Annotated in this window: 11 protein-coding genes and 1 tRNA gene; 9 read left to right on the top strand and 3 right to left on the bottom strand. The window is 68.9% G+C overall.

Annotated elements, in window-relative coordinates; translation table 11 throughout:
- Positions 1 to 204 precede the first annotated feature (204 nt).
- From FHS96_RS23270 to folK, 3 genes are all read right to left on the bottom strand, one after another.
- Entirely contained in the window at positions 205 to 561 is a 357-nt protein-coding gene (locus FHS96_RS23270; protein WP_429597644.1) for a hypothetical protein, read from the bottom strand.
- Positions 562 to 831: 270 nt separating this feature from the next.
- Positions 832 to 907: transfer RNA gene (locus tag FHS96_RS23275), tRNA-Lys, on the bottom strand.
- A gap of 50 nt (positions 908 to 957) precedes the next feature.
- A complete protein-coding gene (gene folK / locus FHS96_RS23280; protein ID WP_429597647.1) occupies positions 958 to 1,500 on the bottom strand; it encodes a 2-amino-4-hydroxy-6-hydroxymethyldihydropteridine diphosphokinase in 543 nt (180 codons plus the stop codon).
- A 92-nt stretch (positions 1,501 to 1,592) separates the two neighbouring features.
- On the opposite strand from folK, the gene FHS96_RS23285 reads away from it, so the two are divergent.
- The 9 genes from FHS96_RS23285 (at position 1,593) to FHS96_RS23325 (ending at position 11,238) form a co-directional block, all read left to right on the top strand.
- A complete protein-coding gene (locus tag FHS96_RS23285; protein ID WP_429597649.1) occupies positions 1,593 to 2,597 on the top strand; it encodes a cysteine synthase A in 1,005 nt (334 codons plus the stop codon).
- 47 nt (positions 2,598 to 2,644) lie between these two features.
- The gene (locus FHS96_RS23290; RefSeq protein ID WP_429597652.1) at positions 2,645 to 2,989 is read left to right on the top strand and encodes a hypothetical protein; all 345 of its coding nucleotides are present in this window, start codon (positions 2,645 to 2,647) and stop codon (positions 2,987 to 2,989) included.
- Between the two features lie 14 nt (positions 2,990 to 3,003).
- On the top strand, positions 3,004 to 4,404 hold the full coding sequence (locus tag FHS96_RS23295; protein ID WP_429597655.1) for a Gldg family protein: 1,401 nt from the start codon (positions 3,004 to 3,006) through the stop codon (positions 4,402 to 4,404).
- Positions 4,405 to 4,568: 164 nt separating this feature from the next.
- Complete coding sequence (locus FHS96_RS23300; protein WP_429597657.1) at positions 4,569 to 5,048, top strand: division/cell wall cluster transcriptional repressor MraZ; 480 nt, start codon at positions 4,569 to 4,571, stop codon at positions 5,046 to 5,048.
- On the top strand, positions 5,045 to 6,025 hold the full coding sequence (rsmH, locus tag FHS96_RS23305) for a 16S rRNA (cytosine(1402)-N(4))-methyltransferase RsmH (RefSeq protein ID WP_429597660.1): 981 nt from the start codon (positions 5,045 to 5,047) through the stop codon (positions 6,023 to 6,025). Before FHS96_RS23300 ends, rsmH begins: the two co-directional genes overlap by 4 nt.
- Positions 6,022 to 6,651, top strand: coding sequence for a hypothetical protein (locus FHS96_RS23310; protein ID WP_429597664.1), 630 nt, complete (start codon positions 6,022 to 6,024; stop codon positions 6,649 to 6,651). Before rsmH ends, FHS96_RS23310 begins: the two co-directional genes overlap by 4 nt.
- Positions 6,648 to 8,345 (top strand): peptidoglycan D,D-transpeptidase FtsI family protein, encoded by a 1,698-nt coding sequence (locus FHS96_RS23315; RefSeq protein WP_429597667.1) that lies wholly within the window; start codon positions 6,648 to 6,650, stop codon positions 8,343 to 8,345. Before FHS96_RS23310 ends, FHS96_RS23315 begins: the two co-directional genes overlap by 4 nt.
- Positions 8,345 to 9,760, top strand: coding sequence for a UDP-N-acetylmuramoyl-L-alanyl-D-glutamate--2,6-diaminopimelate ligase (locus tag FHS96_RS23320; RefSeq protein WP_429597670.1), 1,416 nt, complete (start codon positions 8,345 to 8,347; stop codon positions 9,758 to 9,760). The genes FHS96_RS23315 and FHS96_RS23320 overlap by 1 nt, the downstream gene beginning before the upstream one ends.
- A gap of 35 nt (positions 9,761 to 9,795) precedes the next feature.
- Complete coding sequence (locus FHS96_RS23325; protein WP_429597673.1) at positions 9,796 to 11,238, top strand: UDP-N-acetylmuramoyl-tripeptide--D-alanyl-D-alanine ligase; 1,443 nt, start codon at positions 9,796 to 9,798, stop codon at positions 11,236 to 11,238.
- The last annotated feature ends 2 nt before the right edge of the window (positions 11,239 to 11,240 follow it).

Genomic DNA, 11,240 nt, shown 5'->3' on the forward strand with positions numbered 1-11,240 from the left:
AAGCTTACTATTTGCAGGCTCTTTGTGTGTCAAGCAATCTTGCTGCACCGCAGCAGCGATTGAAGAGAGTTTGGTGAAAGCTAAAGGCCGGATCTTTCCAGTAGAGGAAGAGATCGCGCATGCCCGCCATCGCGCTGGCGAGCCTGGCCGGCCACGCCTTATCCTTGTTCAAAGATGAGCGGCGCGACAGATTATGCGCGCGGTTCAGCTTTCGCCCGCCAGCCGCGGCAGGTTGATATCAGCGACCAGGTATTTGGGGCGATCGCCCAGCTTGTCGATGATTGTCTGGCGGACTGTCGCATAGACCGTCTCGTTGAGCGTGAGGCTCAGATAGGATCGGTCGATCCGATATTCGAGGCCCCATTCGAGGAAGCCTTCGTCGGGTGAAGTGGCCTGCAAGCCGCAGATCGGCAGGTTGAGCGTTATCGAGCTGCCGGATGTCGGCGACGCCGCAATGATGAACAGCGCGCTGCCGACGCCGCCTCCTTGGTTATAGCAGATTCCAAATGGATAGATAAAGACAATCGTTCGATATCTGAATTGATGACCGAACAAATCCATGGGAGTGTTAATTCAAAATAACTGAGTAGATTTTAACGAACGGCTGTATCTCGGTGAGCGAGGTTTTCCGAACGGCTGTCCAAAATACGAAGGCGCGCTCCCGTTTCAGTGCCTGGATCGCATATCTTTCGTCATCCTGGCGTTAGCCGGCATCCCACTTCTTCTCTTTCAGACGTATCGGCAAGGCGTTCGCGCGGGTAAGCGTCCACCCCCATGCCTCGGGCGGCGGGGCGATCGGCTCGGAAAACCGTGCGGGCCGCCGCTGGGAACTGGTGGGTCCGCCGGGACTCGAACCCGGGACCTCTCGATTAAAAGTCGCTTGCTCTACCAACTGAGCTACGGACCCACACCAGTACGATCCGCCGGGGATCGCCCGGGGGATTCGAAGGCGATGCCCTAGAAGCGGCGGCGGTGCGGGTCAACCGGCTTGGCGTTGATCAGGCGCGCGCGAAGCTGGCGGACGGTGGAGCCGGTGGCGGGATCGCGCCAGTCGGGGACGATCCGGGCGAGCGGCGCCAGCACGAAATCGCGCGCGCGGAACGCGGCGTGGGGCACCGCGAGTCGCCGGTCATGCCAGCGCCCGCCCGACCACAATATGATGTCCAGATCGATCACCCGCGGCCCCCAGCGCCGCCCCCGCCGCCGGCCGAACGCGCGCTCCACCGCTTTCAACCGCGCAAGCAATGCCGGCGGATCGAGCCGGCTTTCGATCAGAGCCGCGGCATTGGCGAAAGCGCGACCGGCCGGGCCGAGCGCTGGCGTTGCGAGAATCGGCGAAAGCCGGACCAGCCGCAAGTCTTCCTCCGCAAGCGCCGCGGCGGCGGCGCGGATGACCGCCGCCGGCGCGCCATGGCGGCCGTGGCGGCGGTTGGACCCGAGGGCGATGGCGTAAAGATAGGGCACGGCTGCGCGGTAGGGCCAGGGGGCGGGCGCGATCAAGCCCCGGCCGCGCGCCGCAGGAACAGCGGCTTCATCGCCGGCAACGCACGCTTGCTTGCCCGGCGTACCTCACCCGGCCTATTGAGCGCGGCATGATCGTCTCCCCCGACACGCTTTCGCTGATCGGCAACACGCCGCTCGTCCGCCTCGCCGGTCCCAGTGCCGCAACCGGGTGCGAGATCCTCGGCAAATGCGAATTTGCCAATCCCGGCGCCTCGGTGAAGGACCGCGCGGCGCTCTACATCGTCAATGATGCCGAGGAGCGGGGGCAGCTCAAGCCCGGCGGCACCATCGTCGAGGGTACCGCCGGCAACACCGGCATCGGCCTCGCACTCGTCGCCAACGCCAAGGGCTACAAGACGATCATCGTCATGCCCGAGACGCAGAGTCGCGAGAAGATGGATACGCTGCGCGCGCTCGGTGCCGAACTGGTGCTGGTGCCGGCGGCGCCCTATTCGAACCCCGGCCATTTCGTCCACACCTCGCGCCGGATCGCCGAAGAAACCGAGAATGCGCTGTGGGCGAACCAGTTCGACAATATCGCCAATCGCCGCGCGCATATCGGCGGCACTGCGGAAGAGATCTGGGCGCAGACCGGCGGCAAGGTGGATGGCTTCACCTGCGCGGTCGGCACCGGCGGCACCTTCGCCGGCGTGGGGCTGGGGCTGAAGGCCAAGAATGAGAAGATCGTCGTTGCGCTCAGCGATCCGCACGGCGCCGCACTTTACAATTACTATGCGCATGGCGAACTGAAGTCGGAAGGCAGCTCGGTCGCCGAAGGGATCGGCCAGGGCCGGATCACCGCCAATCTGGAAGGCGCGCCGGTCGATACCCAGTTCCGCATCGCGGACAGCGACGGCATGGACTGGGTGATCCGCCTCCTCGCCGAGGAAGGGCTGTGCCTCGGTCTCTCCTCCGGCATCAACGTCGCCGGCGCGGTGGAGCTTGCCCGCCATCTCGGCCCCGGCCACACCATCGTCACCATATTGTGCGACACCGGCTTCCGTTACCTCTCCTCGTTGTGGAACCGGGATTGGATCGCCGCGAAGGGTCTGCCGATGCCCCCCTGGTTCGCGGAAACGTCTGGCCGGGCTTAACAATGCGTGGATCCTCGTCTATCTTCGGCCTGGGGAGGCGAGGACGCATGGCGCTTGCCGATGGGAGGGAATCGATACCGCGCGTCGATTCGATGCAGCGCGTCCGCGTCGGCCTGACCGGTCTGGCGTTCGTGATGCTCATCGTCGCGCTGGTCAGTTTCATCTTCAACGTCGCCAGTGACGAGGCACCGGTGGTGCCGATGATCGACCTCGCCAACATTACCCAGCCACCCCCCGTCCACCTCAATACCACGGACGAGGACCCCAAGCCGGCCGCCGCCGATCCGATTTCCGAGATCGGCGTGGCGCCCAGCAGCACGACGCCGCCGGCCGCCGCGACCGGCAACAGCGTCGATCCGGCGCCTGCGCCGTCGGCGGGACAGTCCAACTGACGCGCGCCGGCGCGGTGCGTGTCGCCGCGCTTGCGGGCGGCTGGGCGCTGGCGGAACTGCTGCTGGGGCTGACGATCGGCGAATTCGCCGCGCGTGCCCGTGCGGAAGCGGTCGCCTTCCTCGCCATGCGCCCGCCCTTGCTCGTCGTGCTCGCTTGGGCAGCGGCACCGGCGCGGCGTGCCGAACGCTGGGCGGCCTATGCGCTGGCGCTGGTCGCGGCGACGGTGGGGGAAAGCGCGATGACGACCATGCTCGGCGGCCCGCCCACCGCCGCGGCGTTGCTCCGTCAGTTCGCGCTCAGCCTGTTGTTCGTTGCCCTTGCCGACATCATCATCCAGTTCGTCCGCCGCCGCACCGGCCGGGTGGCGACGCTGGTGGCGGCGTTCGTGCTGCTGGTTCTGGCCAGCGTCGCGCCGGTGCGCGAGGGCGGGGTGGCGCTCGCGCTGTCGGACCCGCCGCGCGCTACACCCGCCACCGCGGGTGCGCCCACGCGCCGCCTCGCAATCCTGACGTCGCTGCCGATCATCTGGGGGGAGGGGGATGTGACCGACATCCTCGGCGGCCAAGTGCGCGGCGCCGATATCCATCCGATCCTCCAGCGCGCCTATGCCGTGCAGCCCATCGATCGCATCGATGCCGCAAGCCTCACCGGGCAGAACTTGCTGTTGATCGCCCAGCCGCGTGCGCTCGATCCCATCGAACTTGTCATGCTCGATGATTGGGTGCGCGGTGGCGGGCGGGTGCTGCTGTTTGCAGACCCCGCATTGGCGTGGCCGAGCCGCTGGCCGCTGGGCGACCGCCGGCGCGCGCCGGTGGTGACGCTGCTCGATCCTTTGCTGGCGCATTGGGGGCTCGCCATCGCCGCACCGGCCGATCCGCACGCGCCCGCAGTGCGTGTGGTCGGCGGCGCGCGGCTCGAAACCCAGGGCATCGGGCGCTTCACCCGCACGCGTGGCGACTGCGCGGTCACCGCCGAGGGACTGGTGGCCGATTGCCGCATCGGCCGCGGCCGCGCGCTGCTGGTGGCGGATGCCGATCTGCTGGATGCCCGCCAGTGGCGCGGTCCTGGCCCGCGCGGCGCCGAGCGCGAGCAGCGCCGGGCGGACAATGTCGCGATGGTGCTCGGCTGGCTCGCCGCGCTGGACGGGCAAGGCGCCGCAGCACCCCAGCCGGAAACCGCGCCGATTCGCTGGATCGACCCGGCCGCCAACTCGGACTGGCCGCTGCTGGTCGGCCTGCTCCCCGGCCTGGGATTTCTGGGGACGGCATGGGCGATCCGCGGCGGCTGGCTGGGGAAATTCGGGGGAAGGCCGGAAGAATCTCCCGAGTCTCGCATCAATGCCGTGAACAAGCCGGGAACATCCCAAGCAGGCCCGATCGCGCAACCCGAGATTCCACAGGGAAATTCCGGATGAACCCCTGAATTCCCCGAAAATCCCCTAAAATCCCTTGCCTGCCCGGCGGTCTGTTGGTAGCAACAAGATCGGTTGAGGGCGGTCATTCCGCATTTTTGTATGTGTAACCGGGTCGCCTGTGCGTCCCGGCGCGGGATGGCTTGTGCCCCCGTCAGGGGCTTAACGTGGGAACAAGGGGCAAGTATTTCGGCTACGGATTGAGCGGCGTTGACGATAAAGGTCGCGTCTCGGTCCCTGCCCGACTCCGCTCCACGCTCGAGGCCAACAGCTCCGGCCGCACCCTGTTCGTCTCGCGCCATCCGGTGGCGCCCTGCCTGATGGTCTATGACCGGCTGTTCCATGACGAACTGCCCGATTTCCTGCTCCGCCTCGCCGAGGAAGAAGGGCAGGGGGCCGATCGCAAGCCCACCCAGTCCGAACTCGCCCGCGCCGCCGGTGTCTCCGACGAACTGCCGTTCGACGGCAGCGGCCGCTTCGTGCTGCCGCCTTTCATGCGCCGTACCGGCAAGATCGAGACGAAGGCGATGTTCGTCGGCGCGCTCGATATCGTCGAGATCTGGAACCCGGAAATCGCGCTGACCGCCGATTGCGTGCCCGCGGCCACCCGCGAGGTCGCCGAATATCTGATGGAGGGCGGCAAGTGACCCCCTTCCGTCCGCTCGATGCCGCCCCCGCACCCCATATCCCCGTGCTCGGCGCGGAAGCGGTTGCCGCGCTCGCCATCGCGCCCGGTGAAACTCATGTCGACGGCACCTTCGGCGCCGGTGGCTACACCCGGCTGATGCTGGCCGCGGGTGCGCAGGTCTACGCCTTCGATCGCGATCCCGATGCGATCGCGGAAGGCGCCGGGCTCGTGGCCGAGGCGGCCGGGGCGCTGACTCTGGTGCCCGAACGCTTCTCTCAGCTCGCGACCGCGCTCGGCGAGCGCGGCGTGGCGCCGGTCGATGGCATCGTGCTCGATATCGGCGTCTCGTCGATGCAGCTCGACCGCGCCGATCGCGGCTTCAGCTTCCAGACCGACGCCGCGCTCGACATGCGCATGGAGCAGGCAGGCGAGAGCGCCGCGGACTTCCTCAACACCGCGCCCGAGGCCGAGATCGCCGACACGCTCTACCGCTATGGCGATGAGCCCCGCTCGCGCCGGGTGGCGCGCGCGATCGTCGATGCGCGGCCGATCACCCGCACCGCCGAGCTGGCGACGATCATCCGCCGCGCGCTCGGCCACCGCCCGCACGAGCCGAAGGATCCGGCGACGCGCAGCTTCCAGGCGATCCGGATGCGGGTGAACCGCGAGCTCGAGGAACTGGAAGGCGGCCTCGCCGCTGCCGAGCGGGCTCTGAAACCCGGCGGCCGCTTGGCGGTCGTAACCTTCCACTCGGGCGAAGACCGGCTGGTCAAGAATTTCCTGCGTGCGCGCTCGGGCGCCACGCCCGCAGGCTCCCGTCATATGCCCGATACGCGGGGCCGCGCGCCGCTGCCCAGCTTCGAGGCGGTGGCGAAGCCCGTGCGTCCCTCGGCTGAAGAGGTCGCCCGCAACCCCCGTGCCCGGTCGGCGACGCTGCGCGTCGCGCGCCGCACCGCCGCTCCCGCCTGGCCTGTCGCGTTTGGAGAAGCCGCATGATGATCGCCCGCCGCCTCCGCCCGCTGGGATGGGCCCTTGCCATCGGCACCGCCGCGGTCAGCTTCTACCTCGTCTCGCTGCGGGTCGCCTCCGAGCGCGGCGCGCTGGAGAAGGTGGAGCGTGAGATCGCCAGCACGCAACACGACATCCGCCAGCTCCAGACCGAGCTGAAGACGCGCGCCAGCATGCGCCAGCTCGAACGCTGGAACGGCGATGTGCTGGCGCTGTCCGCGCCCGGTGCGGGCCAGTATCTCGAAGTCGCGCAACTCGCGCGGGTCGATGCGCTGCCGGATGGCGATCCGGCGCAGCTCAACATCCCCCAGACGGTGCGGCTGGCCTCCTATGAGCCGCAGCCGGTCGTGCCCGCGCCGACGCCCGTCGTCACGGCCGCTGCCGCGGCGCCGAAGCCTGTCGCGCCGCCGCCGGTGGTGGCGACGCGCACCGCCGAGGCCGATCTGCCGCCGCCCACGCGCGTGGCGAAGGCGGATGATGCCGCTGCCGCCGCCCGCCGCCGCCAGCGCGGCGAGATGCTCGCGCGCCGGCTGGTCGACGGCTCAGGCGAGATCGGCCGCGTCGCGATGCGCGATCCTGCCCGCATTCCTGCCGTGGCACCCGCCCGGCGATGACCACGCTCGTTGCCCGGCCAGCGCGCGCGCATCTCGCGGATCAGCGCCATCAGTCGGTTGCGGTTGCGCATTTCCGGCTGATGCTGCTGATGCTGCTGTTCATCGGCGCGGTCGGTGCGGTCAGCGTGCGACTGGTCTGGCTTACCTTCGTCGCTGACGGTCCCGCCGCGCGCGGCGCGATCGGCCGCACCCTGGCGCGCGCCGACATCGTCGATCGCAACGGCGAGCCGCTGGCGCAGACGGTGGATGCCTGGTCGATCGGCATCCACCCCAAGAAGGTGCTGGGCGATCGCAACGAGCTGGCGGAGAAGCTGGCCGAACTGATGCCCGAGCGCAGCGATGCCGACTACCGCCGCATCCTCAATTCGAAGGTCAACTTTACCTATCTACGCCGCCGCGCGCTGCCGGAGCTGGTCGAGCAGGTCAACGCGCTCGGCGAGCCTGCAGTCGCGCTCGCCCGAGAGCCGGAGCGCTTCTATCCGCAGACCACGCTGGCGGCTCAGGTGCTCGGCTATACCAATCGCGACGGCAAGGGCGCGGCCGGCATGGAGCGTGTGCTCGACGAGAGGCTGAGCGACCCGACGCTGCGCGGCAAGCCCGTTCAGCTTGCCATCGACATGCGCGTGCAGGCGGCGATGGAGAGCGAACTCTATGCCGCGATGCAGAAGCACAGCGCGCTCGGCGCCGCCGGACTGATCCTCGATGTGGATACCGGCGAGGTCGTGGCGATGGCCTCGATGCCGGTCTACAACCCCAACAAGGTGCCGGCGATCCCCGCGGATGCGCAGGTCAGCCCGCTGCGCAATGCGGTGACGCAGAGTGTCTACGAGCTTGGTTCGACCTTCAAGCCGCTGACCATAGCGGCGGCGCTGGACACCGGCGTCGTGCCCTCGCTCGCCAAGCGCTACGATGCGACGGCGCCGGTGCCGATCGGCCGCTTCCGCATCAAGGATGATCACCCGCTCAACCGCTGGCTGAACATCCCCGAAACGCTGGTCCACAGCTCCAACATCGCGACAGCGCGCATCGCCGACGAGATGGGGCAGGCGCGCATGGAAAAGCTGTTCCGCAGCGTCCATTTTGATGGCCCGCCCGATATCGAGCTGAAGGAGCGCGGCTCTTCGCTATGGCCGGTCAACTGGGGCCGTGCGACGACGCTGACCACCTCCTACGGCCACGGCATCGCGGTGACGCCGCTGCAGCTCGCCAGCGCCTATGCCGCGCTGGTCAATGGCGGCATCTGGCGGCCGGCGACGCTCTACAAGGTCGAGCCGGGCAAGGTGGCCAAGGGCAGCCGCGTCTTCACCGCGGAGACCAGCGAGAAGATGCGTCATTTGCTGCGGCTGGTGGTGACCGACGGCACCGGCCGCCGCGCCGATGCGCCGGGCTTCCGTGTCGGCGGCAAGACGGGTACCGCCGAAAAGGCGCAGGCCGGCGGCTATTCGCGCAGCCGCAACGTCTCCACCTTTGCTGCCGTCTTCCCGATGGATCGGCCGCGCTACGTGGTAATCGCGATGCTCGATGCGCCGGTCGGCACGTCCGACACTTACGGCTTCACGTCGGCGGCATGGACCGCCGCGCCGGTAATCTCGCGGACGATCGCGCGCGCCGGGCCGATGCTGGGCGTGCTGCCGGGGCCGGACCTCGATAACAGCGCGCTTCAGCAACTGATGGGCAAGGACAAGGAGCACTGATGAAACTGGGCGCGCTCACCGGCACCGGCGATGAGGCGACCGTCACCGGCTTCGCGATCGACCACCGCAAGGTGGCGGCGGGCACGGTGTTCGGCGCCTTCCCCGGCGCGCGCTTCAACGGCGAAGATTTTATCGCGGATGCGGTGAAGGCCGGTGCCGTCGCCATTGTCGCGCGGCCCGAGGTGGCGGTGACGGGCGCGGTCCACATCGCCGCTGTCGAGCCGCGCCAGACGTTCGCCGCGCTGGCCGCGCGCTTCTTCGCGCCCTTTCCGGAAACCGCGGTCGCCGTCACCGGCACCAACGGCAAGACCTCCACCGTCGAGTTGACCCGCCAGCTCTGGCGGATGGCGGGGCATCATGCCGCCTCAATCGGCACGTTGGGCGTCACCACCGCCGACGAGCAGGTCTCCACCGGCCTGACCACGCCGGACATCGTCACGTTCCTCAGCAATGTCGCGGGGCTGCGCCGTGAGGGCGTGACGCACCTTGCCTTCGAGGCCTCCTCGCACGGCCTCTCGCAATATCGTACCGAAGGGCTGCCGGTCGCGGCCGCGGCGTTCACCAACCTCAGCCGCGATCATCTCGACTATCATGGAACCATGGCGGCCTATCTCGACGCCAAGCTGCGGCTGTTCACGCAAGTGGTGGAGCCGAATGGCACGGCGGTGATCTGGGCGGATGACGCAGCGTCGTCCGCGGTTGATTTCGCGGCCAGCGAGCGGGGGCTCCGGCGGCTGACGGTGGGCGAGAAGGGCGAGGGGCTTCGGCTCATCGGCCGCTCGCCCACCCAGCTGGGCCAGACATTGCAGGTTGCGGTGGAAGGCACGCCCTTCACCGTGAAGCTGCCGTTGATCGGTGCCTATCAGGCGGCGAACGCGCTGGTTTCCGCCGGGCTGGTGATCGCCACCGGCGGCGACGTGCCGACCACGCTCGCCAACCTCGCTCGCGTTCAGCCGGTGCGCGGACGGCTGGAACGCGCGACCATCACCCGCGCCGGCGCGCCGGTCTATGTCGACTATGCGCACACGCCCGACGCGATCGAGGCAGCGATCGCCGCGCTGCGCCCGCACGCCAGGGGGCGGCTGATCATCCTCGTCGGCGCCGGCGGTGATCGGGATACCGGAAAGCGCCCCGAAATGGGGGCGGTCGCGGTGCGGCTGGCCGACAAGGTAATCGTGACCGACGACAACCCCCGCAGCGAAGATCCCGCCACAATCCGCGCCGCGATCATGGCCGCCGCTCCCGGCGCCACTGAAATCGGCGACCGCCGTGAGGCGATCGCCGCGGCGGTGGCGGATGCCGGCGCCGATGACATCGTGCTGGTCGCGGGGAAGGGGCACGAGCAGGGCCAGATCGTGGGCGATCTGGTGCTGCCGTTCGATGATGTCCAGGTCGCGCGCGAGGTGGCGGCGTGATGGCATCGGCACTTCAGGCACGGAGGGATCGTCCCATGACGCCGCTGTGGACCGCGTTCGAGATCGCATCGGTCACCGATGGTGAGGTGCATGGCGGCTTCTCCGCCACCGGCGTCGCGTTCGATTCGCGCGAGGTCGGTCCCGGCGATCTGTTCGTGGCACTCGCCGGCGAGACCACCGATGGCCACCGCTTCGTCGACCAGGCGTTCGCGCAGGGTGCCGCCGGCGCCATCGTCAGCCGGCCGATCGCCCAGCCGCACGTGTTGGTGAACGACGTCACCGCGGCGCTCAGCGCGATCGACGCGCGGCCGCATGTGCTGGTGCGCGATACGATGACCGCGCTCAACGAACTCGGCGCCGCGTCGCGCGCGCGGTCGTCCGGGCGCATCGCCGGCGTCACCGGCTCGGTCGGCAAGACCGGCACCAAGGAGGCGCTGTTTGCCGCGCTCGATCGCGCCGCCCCGGGCCTCGCCCACCGCTCGGTCAAATCCTACAACAACCATACCGGCGTGCCGCTCAGCCTCGCCCGCATGCCGCGTGAGGCGCAGTTCGGTGTGTTCGAGATGGGCATGAACCATGCCGGCGAACTCGCCGCGCTCACCCGCCTCGTCCGCCCGCATGTCGCCTTGGTCACCGCCATCGCGCCGGCGCACGCCGCCTATTTCTCGGGCGAGGAAGAGATTGCCGATGCCAAGGGCGAGATCTTCGAGGGACTCGAGCCAGGCGGCATCGCGATCGTGCCGTATGACAGCCCGCATCGCGACCGGCTGCTCGCCAAGGCGCGCCAGCATGCCGGCACGATCTGGACGTTCGGGCGCGGCGAGGGGGCGGACGTCCGCGCGCTGTCGTCCGCGCGAACCGATCGCGGTACCGCCGTCGTTGCGCGGCTGCCGGGCGGCGAACTCAGCTACACGGTCGCGGCGCCGGGTGATCACTGGGTCTCCAACTCTCTGGCGGTGCTTGCCGCGGTCGAGGCGCTGGGCGGCGACCTTGCCGCCGCCGGCCTCGCGCTCGCGGAGATGGAAGGACTCGCCGGGCGCGGCGCGCGTGCGCGCATCCTCGTCGATGGCGGCGAGGCGCTGGTGATCGACGAAAGCTACAACGCCAACCCCACCTCGATGACCGCAACGATCCGCCAGCTCGGCGAGGAGCCGGCCAAGCGGCGGGTCGCGGTGCTCGGCGGGATGCGCGAACTGGGTGCAAAAAGCGACGACTATCACGCAGCGCTCGTAGGCCCGCTGCTGGCGGCTGGCGTGGACTACGCACTTCTGGTCGGCGACGAAATGCAGCCCCTCGCATCGAGGCTTGAGGGCAGCGTCGATTTCGACCATGTGCCCGACGCCGCTGCCGCGCGCGAGCGCCTGCTCGTCAGGATTCGCCCCGGTGACGCGGTTCTCGTCAAGGGTAGCAACGCCATCGGGCTCGCGCGTCTCGTGGAGGCCATGACCTCCGGAGCGATGGCGGGTGGGAAGACCTGAAC

This window comes from Sphingomonas zeicaulis, assembly GCF_050433225.1.
Classification (GTDB): Bacteria; Pseudomonadota; Alphaproteobacteria; order Sphingomonadales; family Sphingomonadaceae; genus Sphingomonas_D; species Sphingomonas_D zeicaulis.